Annotated in this window: 12 protein-coding genes; 2 read left to right on the top strand and 10 right to left on the bottom strand. The window is 69.4% G+C overall.

Going from position 1 to position 14,188, the window contains the following annotated elements; all coding sequences use genetic code 11:
* Positions 1-11 precede the first annotated feature (11 nt).
* The 10 genes from secG to uvrA form a co-directional block, all read right to left on the bottom strand.
* Positions 12-254: a preprotein translocase subunit SecG gene (secG, locus tag FHU39_RS07070; protein WP_183319695.1), complete on the bottom strand. Its 243-nt coding sequence runs from the start codon at positions 252-254 to the stop codon at positions 12-14.
* 167 nt (positions 255-421) lie between these two features.
* Entirely contained in the window at positions 422-1,237 is an 816-nt protein-coding gene (gene tpiA / locus FHU39_RS07065; RefSeq protein ID WP_343065770.1) for a triose-phosphate isomerase, read from the bottom strand.
* 3 nt (positions 1,238-1,240) lie between these two features.
* Positions 1,241-2,443, bottom strand: a complete 1,203-nt coding sequence (locus tag FHU39_RS07060) for a phosphoglycerate kinase (protein WP_183319694.1) — start codon at positions 2,441-2,443, stop codon at positions 1,241-1,243.
* Positions 2,444-2,478: 35 nt separating this feature from the next.
* Positions 2,479-3,474, bottom strand: coding sequence for a type I glyceraldehyde-3-phosphate dehydrogenase (gene gap, locus FHU39_RS07055; RefSeq protein ID WP_183319693.1), 996 nt, complete (start codon positions 3,472-3,474; stop codon positions 2,479-2,481).
* Between the two features lie 175 nt (positions 3,475-3,649).
* The gene (gene whiA, locus FHU39_RS07050) at positions 3,650-4,630 is read right to left on the bottom strand and encodes a DNA-binding protein WhiA (protein WP_183319692.1); all 981 of its coding nucleotides are present in this window, start codon (positions 4,628-4,630) and stop codon (positions 3,650-3,652) included.
* Between the two features lie 154 nt (positions 4,631-4,784).
* Positions 4,785-5,729: a gluconeogenesis factor YvcK family protein gene (locus FHU39_RS07045; protein WP_183319691.1), complete on the bottom strand. Its 945-nt coding sequence runs from the start codon at positions 5,727-5,729 to the stop codon at positions 4,785-4,787.
* Between the two features lie 43 nt (positions 5,730-5,772).
* A complete protein-coding gene (rapZ, locus tag FHU39_RS07040) occupies positions 5,773-6,672 on the bottom strand; it encodes an RNase adapter RapZ (RefSeq protein WP_183319690.1) in 900 nt (299 codons plus the stop codon).
* Positions 6,669-8,687 carry an excinuclease ABC subunit UvrC gene (gene uvrC, locus FHU39_RS07035; protein ID WP_183319689.1) on the bottom strand — a complete coding sequence of 673 codons (2,019 nt, stop codon included), beginning with the start codon at positions 8,685-8,687 and terminating at the stop codon, positions 6,669-6,671. Before uvrC ends, rapZ begins: the two co-directional genes overlap by 4 nt.
* A gap of 285 nt (positions 8,688-8,972) precedes the next feature.
* The gene (locus FHU39_RS07030; RefSeq protein ID WP_183319688.1) at positions 8,973-9,452 is read right to left on the bottom strand and encodes a Rieske (2Fe-2S) protein; all 480 of its coding nucleotides are present in this window, start codon (positions 9,450-9,452) and stop codon (positions 8,973-8,975) included.
* Between the two features lie 95 nt (positions 9,453-9,547).
* Complete coding sequence (gene uvrA / locus FHU39_RS07025) at positions 9,548-12,673, bottom strand: excinuclease ABC subunit UvrA (RefSeq protein WP_343065769.1); 3,126 nt, start codon at positions 12,671-12,673, stop codon at positions 9,548-9,550.
* Between the two features lie 53 nt (positions 12,674-12,726).
* Here uvrA and FHU39_RS07020 point away from each other — a divergent pair, with 53 nt between their 5' ends.
* Both FHU39_RS07020 and FHU39_RS07015 read left to right on the top strand, forming a co-directional pair.
* Entirely contained in the window at positions 12,727-13,392 is a 666-nt protein-coding gene (locus tag FHU39_RS07020) for an MBL fold metallo-hydrolase (protein WP_183319686.1), read from the top strand.
* Between the two features lie 36 nt (positions 13,393-13,428).
* Positions 13,429-14,184 (top strand): C40 family peptidase, encoded by a 756-nt coding sequence (locus tag FHU39_RS07015; RefSeq protein WP_246336415.1) that lies wholly within the window; start codon positions 13,429-13,431, stop codon positions 14,182-14,184.
* Positions 14,185-14,188: the final 4 nt, after the last annotated feature.

Below are 14,188 nucleotides of genomic sequence, written 5' to 3'. Positions count from 1 at the left end.
GGGGATGAGGACTACTGGAAGCGCGCAACGAGACCGAGCCCGACGATCGCAGCGAGCCAGACGATGCTCACCATGACCGTCAACCGGTTGAGGTTGCGCTCCGCGATCGACGAGCCCCCGAGGCTGCTGCTGACACCGCCACCGAACATGTCGGACAGGCCCCCGCCCTTGCCCTTGTGCATCAGGATCAGCAACACCAGGAACAAACCGCTGATGACCACGACCGCCTGGAGAGCGATGCGCATGACGTCCACGCTGGAGACACCTTCACGTCGAGAACTTCGGATGGCGCGCACGAGGCGACACCGGGAACCAGATTACCTGTGATCATACGTAAATCTGGACAGGACCCCCGCGAAGCGCAGTCCCGACCCCGCCGAAGGGTATTCGGGGAGCGCAGCGGAGGAGAGACTTCGTGGGGTCAGAGCACTCCCTGGTGCGCCTTGAACCGGCAGATCGAGGCGAACTCGGCCGCGTCCAGGGAGGCGCCGCCGACGAGCGCGCCGTCGACGTCGTCCCTGGCCATGATCGAGGCGACGTTGCCCGACTTGACCGAGCCGCCGTAGAGGAAGCGGACCTGGTCGGCGACGTCACCGGAGTAGAGCTCGGCCACCGTGTCGCGCAGCGCCGCGCACGCCTCCTGGGCGTCATCGGGCGTCGCGACCTCCCCGGTGCCGATCGCCCAGATCGGCTCGTAGGCGACGACCATGGTCGCGACATCCTTCGCCGGAACGCCGGCCAGGTCGGCCGTCAACTGACCGACGATGTGCTCGACCTGGCGCCCCTCCTTGCGGACCTCCAAGGACTCACCGACGCACAGGATCGGCGTCAGGTCGTGCCGGAACGCCGCCTGCACCTTGGCGCCGACGATCTCGTCCGTTTCGCCGTGGATGGTGCGGCGCTCACTGTGCCCGACGACGACGTAGTCGCAGCCCAGCTTGGCCAGGAACTCGCCGGAGATGTCCCCGGTATAGGCGCCGGAGTCGTGCTGCGACAGGTCCTGCGCACCCAGCTTCAGCTTCAGCTTGTCACCGTCGATCAGCGTCTGCACCGAGCGCAGATCGGTGTATGGCGGGATGACGGCGATCTCGGTCTCGGCGTGGTCGTGTCGCTTGTCCTTCAGCGTCCAGTCGAGCTTCTGCACCAGCACGGTCGCCTGCTGGTGGTCGAGGTTCATCTTCCAGTTGCCCGCGATGAGCGGGACGCGTCCGGCCTGCTGGTCCTTGTTGTCCGCCACCGCTCAGCCCTCCAGCACGCTCAGGCCGGGCAGGGTCTTGCCCTCGAGCAGTTCGAGGCTCGCACCACCACCGGTGGAGATGTGGCCGAAGGCGTCGTCGGCGAAGCCGAGCTGCCGCACCGCGGCGGCGGAGTCACCACCGCCGACAACGGTCAGCGTGCCGTCCTTGGTCGCATCCGACAGGGCCTGCGCGACCACCTTGGTGCCGTCGGCGTACGGCTGCATCTCGAAGGCACCCATCGGGCCGTTCCAGAAGACCGTCCTGGCCCCACGGATGACCTCGGCGAACTGCCGGGCGGACCCCGGTCCGATGTCCAGCCCCATCCGGTCGGCGGGTATGGCGTCCGCGGCCACGACCTCGTGATCGGCATCCGCGGAGAACTCGGTCGCGGCCACGATGTCGGACGGCAGCACGATCTTCACCCCGCGCTGCTCGGCGTCCGACAGGTAACCCTTGACCCGTTCGATCTGGTCCTGCTCCAGCAGGCTCTTGCCGACCTCGTGGCCCTGGGCGGCCAGGAACGTGAAGACCATGCCGCCGCCGATCAGCAGCAGATCGGCCTTGCTGAGCAGGTTCTCGATGACGCCCAGCTTGTCGCTGACCTTGGCCCCGCCGAGCACCACGGCATACGGGCGCTGCGGTGCCTCGGTCAGCTGCCGGAGCACACCGACCTCGGTCTCGACCAGGGTGCCCGACGCGTGCGGCAGCCGCTGCGCGATGTCGTAGACGCTGGCCTGCTTGCGGTGCACCACGCCGAACCCGTCGGAGACGTAGGCGTCGGCCAGGTGACTGAGCTGGTCGGCGAACGCGCCGCGCTCGGCGTCGTCCTTGCTGGTCTCCCCCGGGTTGAACCGCAGGTTCTCCAGCAGGGCGACCTGGCCCTTGTGCAGCTTGTCGACGGTTTCGTTCGCCGACTCACCCACCGTGTCCGTGGCGAACAGCACCGGGTCGTCGAGCAGCTCGGACAGCCGGTCCGCGACCGGCCGCAACGAGTACTTCTGCTCCGGCGTGCCCTTCGGACGGCCCAGGTGGGCGCACACGACGACCCGGGCACCCGCATCGGCCAGCCGTTTGATGGTCGGCACGGAGGCCCGCACCCGCCCGTCGTCGGTGATCTCCCCCGCGTCGTTCAGCGGGACGTTCAGGTCGCTGCGGACCAGCACCGTCTTGCCGGTGAGATTGCCCAGGTCGTCGATCGTTCGCATCGGTTCTCCAGCTCCTCGCCCAGAACGGTCGCGCGTCAGAGGCTCTGCCCGACCAGCTGCACGAGGTCGGCCAGCCGGTTGGAGTAACCCCACTCGTTGTCGTACCAGCCGACGACCTTGACCTGGTTGCCGATGACCTTGGTCAGGCCCGAGTCGAAGATGCACGACGCCGGGTCGGTCACGATGTCGGAGGAGACGATCGGGTCGCTGGTGTAGCGCAGGATCCGGCCGTCGGCGGCCTTCTCCACGGCCGCGTTGACCTCTTCGACGGTGGTCTCGCGACCCGCCTCGAAGGTGAGGTCGGTGGCCGACCCGGTCGGGGTCGGGACGCGCAGCGCGTAGCCGTCCAGTTTGCCCTTCAGCTCCGGCAGCACCAGGCCGATGGCCTTGGCGGCACCGGTCGACGTGGGGACGATGTTGAGGGCGGCGGCGCGGGCCCGGCGGGCGTCCTTGTGCGGTCCGTCCTGGAGGTTCTGGTCCTGCGTGTAGGCGTGGATGGTCGTCATCAGGCCCTTGACGATGCCGAACTCGTCGTGCAGCGCCTTGGCCATCGGGCCGAGGCAGTTGGTGGTGCAGGACGCGTTGGAGATGATCGTGTGGTTCGACGCGTCGTAGTCGCCGTCGTTGACACCCATCACGATGGTGATGTCCTCGTTCTTCGCCGGCGCCGAGATGATGACCTTCTTGGCGCCGTTGTCGACGTGCACCTTCGCCTTGGTGGCGTCGGTGAAGATGCCGGTCGACTCGATGACGATGTCGGCGCCCAGGTCGCCCCACGGCAGCTTGGCGGGGTCGCGCTCGGCGAACGCCTTGAAGGTCGCGTCGCCGGCGGTGATGTCGGTGTCCGTGGCGGACACGTCACCGGGGAAACGGCCCAGGATCGAGTCGTACTTCAGCAGCAGCGCGAGTGACTCGTTGTCGGTCAGGTCGTTGACGCCCACGACCTCGATGTCGGCACCGGACGCGACGACGGCCCGGAAGAAGTTGCGGCCGATGCGGCCGAAGCCATTGATTCCCACGCGGACGGTCACAGGCGACTCATCCCTTTCTCATCTGTCAGGGGTATGGGGTCAAGAGGGTTTGCGCGACGCGTGCCATGAGCCCACGCCACACAAGCACGACCCTATGGGATGACCGGCCGGTAACCCGAACCACCTCCGCCGATCGTCCGCCGGTCGGACGTGGCCCTCGTCACGTCATACCGGGTCAGCCGTCGAGCAGGTCCCCCGACAGGGCCGCCTCGGTGTTGGGTATGCCGAGGTCGGCCGCCCGCTTGTCGGCCATCGCCAGCAGCCGGCGGATCCGGCCGGCGACCGCGTCCTTGGTGAGCGGCGGCTCCGCCTTCTGCCCGAGCTCCTCGAGGCTGGACTCCTTGTGCGTCAACCGGAGTCGGCCGGCCTCTGCCAGGTGGTCGGGCACCTCCTCGCCGAGGATCTCCAGGGCCCGCTCGACGCGGGTGCCGGCCTGCACGGCCGCCTCGACCGAGCGGCGCAGGTTGGCGTCGTCGAAGTTGGCCAGCCGGTTGGCGGTCGCCCGCACCTCCCGGCGCATCCGGCGTTCCTCCCACGCCATGAACGCATCGGTCGCGCCGAGCCGGGTGAGCATGACGCCGATGGCGTCGCCGTCCCGGATGACGACGCGGTCGACCCCGCGCACGTCACGCGCCTTGGACTGCACGCCGAGCCGGCGGGCCGCCCCGACGAGCGCGAGCGCTGCCTCCTGGCCCGGGCAGGTGATCTCCATCGAGGACGAGCGACCGGGCTCGGTGAGCGAGCCGTGGGCGAGGAACGCGCCCCGCCACGCCGCCTCGGAGTCGCACACCGCACCGTTGACCACGCGCGGCGGCAGCCCGCGCACGGGACGCCCGCGGTGGTCGATCAGGCCGGTCTGCCGCGCCAGCGCCTCGCCGTCCTGCGCCACCCGCACGATGTACCGGCTGCCGCGGCGCAGGCCGCCGCCGCTCATCACCAGCACCTGCGGGGTCTGGCCGTAGAGGTCGGCGATCGACTGCCGCAACCGGCGGGCCGCCGAGGCGGTGTCGAGCTCGGCCTCGATGACGATCCGGCCACCGATGATGTGCAGGCCGCCCGCGAACCGGAGCATCGCGGAGATCTCCGCCTTGCGGCAGCACGTCTTCGTGACGACATACCTGCTCAGTTCGTCCTTGACGGCTGCGGTCATCGACATCTGGTTTCAATTCCTCGTGCAGTTGGCGGCGGCGTCCACATCCCTGAGTTCCCCGCGAAGCGATGTCCTGAGCTTGTCGAGGCTACCGGAGCAAGGCAGGCTCGGAGAAACTTCGTGGGGTGATCATGCTACGTCTCCGTAAGGTGCGGCAGGTTCACTCGACCACATCACGATAGGCCGCTGCGAGCCGGAGTGTGTCGTGTGCGCCCGGTCGATCGGAGTCGGCGACGTTGGCGAAAACCACTTCCGCGCCTAGCGATTCGGCCGTGCTGCGCAGTTGTTCGCCCTGATCCGCGACCACGCTCGGGTCGGCCAGCACCACGTCGAGATGGAGTTCGGGCGCGTGTGCGGCCAGCACCTCGAGGTGGTCGGAGGCGCTGAAGCCGCTCGTTTCACCGGTGTTCATCACCATGTTGAGGGTCAGCATCCGTTTGGCGGTGGTGTGCACCAGCGCCTCCCGCAGGTCGGGCACCAGCAGGTGCGGCATCACCGACGTGAACCACGAACCGGGGCCGAGGATCACCCAGTCGGCGTCATACACCGCGTCGATCGCCTCCTGGCAGGCCAGCGGCGGGTCGGGGTGCAGCCGCACCCCGAGCACCCGGCCCGGCGTCGTGGCGACCTCGACCTGACCGATGATCTCGGTGACCGCTTCCGGGTCGTCCGGGTCCGCGCCCACCACGCTGGCCTCGATGCGCAGCGGCTCGGCGGCCATCGGCAGCACGCGCCCACGCGCGCCGAGCAGCCGGCCGACCAGGTCGAGCCCGGTGATCGGATCACCCAGCAGGTCCCAGAGCGAGGCGATGATCAGGTTGCCCAGCGCGTGGCCGCCGAGCGGTCCGTCACCGGCGAAGCGGTGTTGCAGGGCGTCGGCCCACTGCAGGCCCCATTCGGAGTTGTCGCACAGCGCCGCCAGCGCCATCCGCAGGTCGCCGGGCGGCAGGATGTCGAACTCCTCCCGCAACCGCCCGCTCGAGCCGCCGTCGTCGGCGACCGTGACGATCGCGGTGATCTTGTCGGTGACCAGCTGCAGGGCCTGCAGCGAGGCGAAGAGACCATGACCGCCACCGAGCGCGGCGATCGCCGGACGCCGGGTCATCGACGACTCCGCTGCGATGAGCGGGCGCGACGGACCGCGGTCTTCATTCGCGCCCCAGGTCGCGGTGGACGACGATCGACTTCACCTGGCTGGAGTTCAGCTTGTCGGCGAGCGCCTCGGCCATCGCGACGGACCGGTGCTTGCCACCGGTGCACCCGACGGCGAGCGTCACGTAACTGCGGCCCTCGCGCAGGTAACCGGCGGTCATCGGCTCCAGCAGGCTCAGGGTGCGGTCGAGGAACTCCTTGGCACCGGGCTGGGCGAGCACGTAGTCGGCGACGATCGCCTCCTGGCCGGTGTGCGGCCGCAGCTGCGGGTTCCAGAACGGGTTGGGCAGGAAGCGCATGTCGAAGACCAGGTCGGCGTCCAGCGGGATGCCGTACTTGAACCCGAACGACATGACCGCGACGCGCAGTGCCGGGCCCTCGTCGCCGCCGACGAACTCGCGCACCTTGCTGCTGAGCTGGTGGACGTTGAGACCGCTGGTGTCGATCAGGATGTCGGCCGTGGAGCGCAGGTCACGCAGGGTTTCGCGTTCTGCCTGGATGCCGTCCAGCAGCCGGCCCTCGCCCTGCAGCGGGTGCGGGCGGCGGACCGACTCGAAGCGGCGCACCAAGGCCTCGTCGGTCGCGTCCATGAAGATGACCGTCGGCCGCCACCCCTCGTCACGCAGGTGGTCCAGGCCCTCCCGGAAGTCGGTGAAGAACTCCCGTGACCGGACGTCGACGACGGCCGCCAGACGCGGCAGGTCGTCACGGTTGTCGACGCTCTGCTTGGCGAGCAGGTCCGCCATGGAGACCAGCAGTTGCGGCGGGAGGTTGTCGATGACGTACCACCCGCGGTCCTCGAGCACGTTGGCGGCGGTGGTGCGTCCCGCGCCGCTCATACCCGTGACGACGATCAGCTCCGGCGACCCCGCCGGGGGCTCCTCCGAGGTGGTCATCGGATCGTCTCCTTGTCGTCCAGCACTTCACCGGTGGTCAGGTTGACCGCAGGTGTCGCGTCGCCATCTTCTTTCAGGTGTGAGTGCACCGTAGCGGCGAGAGCGGGCCCGATGCCCTTCACCGCGGCAATCTCGTCCGCTGTTGCCGCCCGGAGCCTCTTGACCGAACCGAACTGCTTCAGCAGCGCCTTGCGACGGACTGCGCCCAGCCCGGGTATGTCGTCCAGCGCCGACCGCGTCATCGCCTTGGATCGGCGCTGCCGGTGGAAGGTGATCGCGAAGCGGTGCGCCTCGTCGCGCACCCGCTGCAACAGGTAGAGGCCGTCACTGGTGCGCGGCAGGATCACCGGGAAGTCGTCGCCGGGCAGCCAGACCTCTTCGAGTCGTTTGGCCAGACCGACCACGGCGACGTCGTCGATGCCCAGGCCCTCCAGGGCGCGCGACGCGGCGTCCACCTGCGGCTTGCCGCCGTCGACGACCACCAGTTGCGGCGGGTAGGCGAATCGCTTGGGTTTGCCGGTGGTTTCGTCGATCGGGCCACTGCCCGGTGACGGCTCGTCGGTGTCGTCCAGCTCGATGTCCCCGGCGTTGTCACGGTCCTCGAGGTAGTGCCGGAACCGGCGGGTGAGGATCTCGTCCATGGCGGCGGTGTCGTCGACCCGGACGGACCCGTCGGGCTGCGGGGTGCCGCGCACGATGAACCGCCGGTATTCGCCCTTGCGGGGCAGCCCGTCCTCGAAGACGACCATCGAGGCGACGACGTTGGTGCCCTGCACGTGGCTGACGTCGAAGCACTCGATGCGCAGTGGCGCCTGCTGCAGTTCGAGCGCGTCCTGCAGGTCCTGCAACGCCTGGCTGCGCGCGGTGAGGTCACCGGCGCGGGCCACCTTGTGCCGGGCGAGGGCCTGCGTGGCGTTGCGGTTGACCGTTTCCATCAGCGTGTGTTTGTCACCACGCTGCGGCACGCGCAGGTCGACGTTCGCGCCGCGGACCTCGGACAGCAGATCTGCCATCGCCTCCGGCTCCGGCGGCAACGCCGGCACCAGCACCTCACGCGGCACACCTTCGGGAGACTCCCCGCCATACACCTGCCCGAGCAAGCGCTCGACCACCTCGGCGAGCCCGAGATCACCCTCACTCTGCTTGTCGACCACCCAGCCCCGCTGGCCACGGATGCGTCCACCGCGCACGTGGAAGACCTGCACCGCGGCCTCCAGCTCGTCGTCGGCGATCCCGAAGACGTCGGCGTCGGTCGCGTCCGGCAGCACGACCGCGGACCGCTCCAGGGCCTTCTCCAGCGCCTGCAGGTCGTCCCGTCGCCGTGCGGCCGTCTCGAAGTCGAGTTCGTCGCTGGCAGCACGCATTTCGCGCTCCAGCCGCTTGACGAACCGGCCGGTGTTGCCGGCCATGAAGTCGCAGAACTCCTCCGCGATCGCCCGGTGCTCCTCCGGGGTGACCCGACCGACACAGGGCGCCGAGCACTTGTCGATGTAACCCAGCAGGCACGGCCGGCCGACCTGCCCGGCGCGCCGGAAGACGCCGCTGCTGCAGGTGCGCAGCGGGAAGACCCGCAGCAGCTGGTCGAGCGTCTCGCGGATCGCCCACGCGTGCGCGTAGGGCCCGAAGTAGCGGGTGCCCTTGCGCTTGGTCCCGCGCATCACCTGCGCCCGGGGGAACTCCTCGCCCATGGTGACCGCGAGGTAGGGGTAGGACTTGTCGTCGCGGTACTTGACGTTGAACCGCGGGTCGAACTCCTTGATCCAGGAGTATTCGAGCTGCAGCGCCTCCACCTCGTTGCGCACCACGGTCCATTCGACGCTGGCTCCGGTGGTGACCATGGTGCGGGTGCGCGGGTGCAGTGCCGCGATGTCCTGGAAGTACGACGACAGCCGGCTGCGCAGCGATTTGGCCTTGCCGACGTAGATGACCCGGCGGTCCTTGTCGCGGAACTTGTAGACACCGGGGTCGACCGGGATCTCCCCCGGCTTCGGGCGGTATGACGAAGGATCGGCCACAACTCCACTCTATGGACTCACCCGGACACCCCGACGCCGTCCCCGCACCCCGACCGTCGGCACTACGGGACATCCCCGGGCCGGAAACCCGTCCCCAACCACCGACCGTCGGCACTACGGGACGCCTTCGCACCGAAAACCCGTCCCCACCCACCGACCGTCGGCACCACGGGACACCTTCGGGCCGAAAACCCGTCCCCACCCACCGACCGTCGGCACCACGGGACACCTTCGCACCGAAAACCCGTCCCCACCCACCGACCGTCGGCACTACGGGACGCCTGCTCAGGAGATGACGACCCGGGATCCCTTGACCGTCGCGGTCTTGGCTTCCAGCGGCTTGGTCGCGGGTCCTTGCAGCACGGAGCCGTCCTTGATGCTGAACTCGCTGCCGTGGCAGGCGCACATGATCTTCTCGCCCTGGATCTGCGAGACCGGGCACTGCTGGTGCGTGCACAGGTAGTTGAACGCCTTGAACTCGCCGCTGGTGGGCTGGGTGATGACCGTCTGCAGGTTGTCGTCGATGATGCCGCTGCCGACCGGGACCTTCGACGTCGCGACGCTCTCGGCGGCACCGCCTGCCGAGCCGCCGTGCGTCACCGAGGCGCCGGTGCTGCCGGCCGCATCGGCAGCGCTCGACCCACCACACCCGGCCAGCGCGGCCACCACCGTGAGTCCGCCGATGAGGCCGGCGGAGCACAGCACCGCACGCCGCGGGGTCCCTTCACCGGGTGCGTCGGCAGGACGGTCGTCTCGGGTCGTCATGGGACCATGATGCGGTACTTGAATGGTCAACAGGTTGCGAAGGCCTGTGCATCCGCTGTGCACCGGCGCCGCACCCGGGACAGCGGTGCACCGGGTCAGTTCGCCCGCGTCGCCTTCGCGTTCGGTGCCTTCGCGGTGGCAGCGGGCTTGGCCGAGCGTGCCGCCGCGGCGGCGGTCCGGGTGCGGGTGGGCGACGTGGTGGCTGCGGCCTTGGTGGCGGCCGTCTTCCGCGCCGCCTTCTTCGTCGCCGTCTTCTTCGCGCTCGCCTTCTTCGTCGTCGCCTTCTTCGTCGGCGACGCCTTGGCCTGCGACGGCCGAGCGGCCCGGGTCGTCTTGGCGAGCAGCGGCGCGAGGAACTGACCGGTGTAGCTGTCCGCGACCTCGGCCACCTCCTCCGGGGTGCCGGTCGCCACGATGGTGCCGCCCCGGTGCCCGCCCTCGGGGCCCATGTCGAGGATCCAGTCGGCCGACTTGATCACGTCGAGATTGTGCTCGATCACGATCACCGTGTTGCCCTTGTCGACCAGGCCCTGCAGCACCCCGAGCAGCTTGCGGATGTCCTCGAAGTGCAAACCGGTGGTGGGCTCGTCGAGCACGTAGATGGTGCGGCCGGTGGAACGCTTCTGCAGCTCGGAGGCGAGCTTCACGCGCTGCGCCTCGCCACCGGACAGGGTCGGCGCCGGCTGCCCGAGCCGGACGTAACCCAGCCCGACGTCGACCAGGGTGTTCATGTGCCGCGCGATGGCGGGCACCGCCGCGAAGAAGTCCTTCGCCTCCTCGATCGGCATGTCGAGCACGTCCGCGATCGTCTTGCCCTTGAAGTGCACCTCGAGCGTCTCGCGGTTGTAGCGGGCGCCGTGGCACACCTCGCACGGGACGTAGACGTCCGGCAGGAAGTTCATCTCGATCTTGATGGTGCCGTCACCGCTGCAGGCCTCGCAGCGACCACCCTTGACGTTGAACGAGAAGCGTCCCGGCTGGTAACCGCGCACCTTCGCCTCGGTCGTCTCGGCGAACAGCTTGCGGATGTTGTCGAAGACCCCGGTGTAGGTCGCGGGGTTGCTCCGCGGGGTGCGGCCGATCGGGCTCTGGTCGACGTGGACGACCTTGTCCAGCTGGTCCAGACCCTCCACCGTGCGGTGCCGCCCGGGCACGTGCCGGGCGCCGTTGAGCTGGTTGGCCAGCACGTTGTAGAGGATGTGGTTGACCAGCGTCGACTTGCCGGAGCCGGAAACACCGGTGACCGCCACGAGATTGCCGAGCGGTATGGCGGCGTCGATGTTCTGCAGGTTGTGCTCGCGCGCCCCGCGGACGACGATCTGGCGACCGTCCTGCGGCCGGCGGATCGCCGGGGTCAGGATCTCGCGACGACCGGACAGGTAGGCGCCGGTGATCGAGTCGGGGTGCTCCAACAGCTCCTTGACCGGACCCGAGTGCACGACGTTGCCGCCGTGCTCGCCCGCGCCCGGCCCGATGTCGACGACCCAGTCGGCGGTGGCGATGGTGTCCTCGTCGTGCTCCACGACGATCAGCGTGTTGCCCAGGTCGCGCAACCGGGTCAGCGTCTCGATCAGCCGGTGGTTGTCGCGCTGGTGCAGACCGATGGACGGCTCGTCGAGCACGTAGAGCACGCCGACCAGCCCCGAACCGATCTGGGTGGCCAGCCGGATGCGCTGCGCCTCACCGCCGGACAGCGTCGCCGCGGGCCGGTCGAGCGACAGGTAGTCGAGACCGACGTCCAGCAGGAATCCGAGCCGTGCGTCGACCTCGCGGATCACCCGCTCGGCGATCTGCCGCTCCCGCGGTGTGAAGTCGACGTTGTCCAGGAAGCCGGCCGACTCGGAGATCGGCAGCGCGCAGACCTCGGCGATGGAACGTCCGCCGATGGTCACCGCCAGCGACTCGGGCTTCAGCCGGGCGCCGCGGCAGACCGGGCAGGGCACCTCCCGCATGTAGCCCTCGTAGCGGTCCCGGCTCCAGTCGGACTCGGTCTCCTCGTGCCGCCGCTTGATGAACGGTATGACGCCCTCGAAGCCCGTGGAGTAGCTGCGTTCGCGGCCGTAGCGGTTGCGGTACTTGACGTGCACCTTGTGGTTCCGGCCGTGCAGCAGCGCCTCCTTGGCACGCTCCGGCAGCGCTCGCCACGGCACGTCGAGGCTGAACTTCTGCTCGTCGGCGAGCGCGCCGATGACCCGCAGGAAGTAGTCGGTCGACTGCGCGCCCTGCGCCCACGGCAGGATCGCGCCCTCCCGGATCGACTTGTCCTGGTCGGGGATCACCAGGTCGATGTCGACCTCCAGCTCGGTGCCGATACCGGTGCAGGTCGGGCACGCGCCGAACGGGCTGTTGAACGAGAACGAGCGGGGCTCGATCTCGTCCATCGCGAGCGGGTGCTCGTTGGGGCAGGCCATCTTCTCGGAGAAGCGCCGCTCCCGCCGGGGGTCGTCGGCGTCCAGGTCGACCAGGTCGGCGATCATCACACCACCGGCCAGGCCGAGCGCCGTCTCGACCGAGTCGGTGATCCGCTGCTTGCCGGAGGCATCACCCTCCTTGGCCACCAGCCGGTCGACGACGACCTCGATCGTGTGCTTCTTCTGCTTGGCGAGCTTCGGCGGCTCGGTGAGCGTCACGACCTCGCCGTCGACCCGCGCCCGCGAGTAGCCCTTGGCCTGCAACTCGGCGAACAACTCGAGGTATTCGCCCTTGCGCGCCCGCACCACCGGGGCCAGCACCTGGTAGCGGGTGCGGTCCGGCAGCGCCAGCAGCTGGTCGACGATCTGTTGCGGTGTCTGCCGGCCGACCGGCTCACCGCACACCGGGCAGTGCGGCCGCCCGGCGCGGGCGAAGAGCAGGCGCAGGTAGTCGTAGACCTCGGTGATGGTGCCGACGGTCGAGCGCGGGTTGCGGTTGGTCGACTTCTGGTCGATCGACACCGCGGGCGACAGACCCTCGATGAAGTCGACGTCCGGCTTGTCCATCTGGCCGAGGAACTGCCGGGCGTATGCCGACAGCGACTCGACATACCGGCGCTGTCCCTCGGCGAAGATGGTGTCGAAGGCGAGTGACGACTTGCCCGAACCGGACAGCCCGGTGAAGACCACGAGCGCGTCGCGCGGGATGTCGATCGAGATGTCCTGGAGGTTGTGCTCGCGAGCACCACGCACCCGGAGGTGGTCGCGGCCCCGACTTGATGGCACGGTGGATGACGGAGGCGTTGGCACGAGCTCAATGCTAGGTCGCACCACCGACAACCCCGAATCGTGAGGAGACTTCGATGATGTACGACGGTCACGTGACCCCTGGTGATGCTCCTGCGACGCGTGATGCGGGTCCGGCGCGGATCAGCAAGCTCAGCGTCTCGGACATGCACAACAACGTCTACCTGGTGACCGACGCGGCGAGCGGTGAGGCGCTGCTCATCGACGCCGCCGACGACTGGCCGGCGATCGCGGCGATGGTCGAGGCGGACGGCGGCCGGGTCACCCAGATCGTCACCACGCACCGGCACTGGGACCACGTGCGGGCCCTGCCGGACGCGGTGGGCGCGACCGGAGCCCGCACCCTCGCGGGCGCGGACGACGCGGACGAGCTGCCGGTCGCCGTCGACCAGCGGCTGGCCGACGGCGACACCGTCCGCGTCGGCGACCTGACGCTCGACGTGATCGCCCTGCGCGGGCACACGCCCGGGTCCGTCGCACTGTCGTTCCGGGGCGACGACGGTCACACCCACCTGTTCACCGGCGACTCCCTCTTCCCCGGAGGCGTAGGAGCGACGAATCACGCCGACTACCAGTCGTTCCCGCAGCTGATCGACGACGTCGAGGAGCGCGTGTTCGGCCGGTACGACGACGACACCTGGGTCTACCCGGGGCACGGTGACGACACGACCCTCGGGGCCGAGCGCCCGCAGCTGGCGGAGTGGCGATCGCGGGGCTGGTGAGCGCGGGCGGCAGCGAGCGTGTTGGATGGGCTGGTGATGATTGACGCGGAAGCCGCACAACTGGCAATTGTGAACGTCGGGGTCACCGGGCTGTGGAACGCGCCCGGCTCTCCCCGGCCCGTCGACGGACCCATCGTCGCCGACCGGCCCGACCACGCTCGCTGGCTCGCCGACCTGGACGCGCAGCCGACGCTCGAGGAGGGTCGCCTCGGCCTCTACGAGCGTTTCGACTCCGAACTCCTCGAGGGTGAGCCGGTCCTCGTCGGTGGCGAGGAGGAGGCGGGCTGGACCCGGGTCACCGCACCGTGGCAGCCGTATGACGGCAGCGACACCGGCTACCCGGGATACGTCCGCACCGCCCACCTACGGCTCGTCGACGACGCCCCCGTCGGCCGCCTCCCCGACTGCGGCGTCGCGCCGACCGTCGACAACTTCCTCACCGAGGCGCGCCGGCACATCGGTCTCGGCTACCTCTGGGGCGGCATCTCCCCCGCCGGACTGGACTGCTCCGGTCTGGTCCACTACGCGCTGCGCCGCCTCGGGGTGATCTTCGCCCGCGACGGCGGCGACCAGTACCGCGCGTGCGACGACGTGCCGGTCGACGAGGCACGACCGGGCGACCTGTACTTCTTCGCCTACCCCGGCAAGACGATCCACCACGTCGGCATCGTCACCGGCCCGCGGCGGATCCTGCACTCGCCGTCCACCGGCGAGGTCGTCGTCGAGGAGGACATGCCGGCGCACCGCCAGGAGACCCTGACGGTCATCGGCCGGATCCGCCAACTGCAATAATCAC

The organism is Flexivirga oryzae (genome assembly GCF_014190805.1).
GTDB lineage: Bacteria > Actinomycetota > Actinomycetes > Actinomycetales > Dermatophilaceae > Flexivirga > Flexivirga oryzae.
Note: the sequence above shows the minus strand (reverse complement) of the source record. Positions and strands in the feature narration are given on the sequence as shown.

What these genes read in the sequence shown, in the direction of transcription:
- FHU39_RS07045 (WP_183319691.1), bottom strand. Translation starts at nt 5,729, where the DNA reads ATGACCCGGCGTCCGGCGATCGCCGCGCTCGGTGGCGGTCATGGTCTC.
- FHU39_RS07015 (WP_246336415.1), top strand. Translation starts at nt 13,429, where the DNA reads ATGATTGACGCGGAAGCCGCACAACTGGCAATTGTGAACGTCGGGGTC.
- FHU39_RS07030 (WP_183319688.1), bottom strand. Translation starts at nt 9,452, where the DNA reads ATGACGACCCGAGACGACCGTCCTGCCGACGCACCCGGTGAAGGGACC.
- FHU39_RS07020 (WP_183319686.1), top strand. Translation starts at nt 12,727, where the DNA reads ATGATGTACGACGGTCACGTGACCCCTGGTGATGCTCCTGCGACGCGT.
- rapZ (WP_183319690.1), bottom strand. Translation starts at nt 6,672, where the DNA reads ATGACCACCTCGGAGGAGCCCCCGGCGGGGTCGCCGGAGCTGATCGTC.
- whiA (WP_183319692.1), bottom strand. Translation starts at nt 4,630, where the DNA reads ATGTCGATGACCGCAGCCGTCAAGGACGAACTGAGCAGGTATGTCGTC.
- FHU39_RS07060 (WP_183319694.1), bottom strand. Translation starts at nt 2,443, where the DNA reads ATGCGAACGATCGACGACCTGGGCAATCTCACCGGCAAGACGGTGCTG.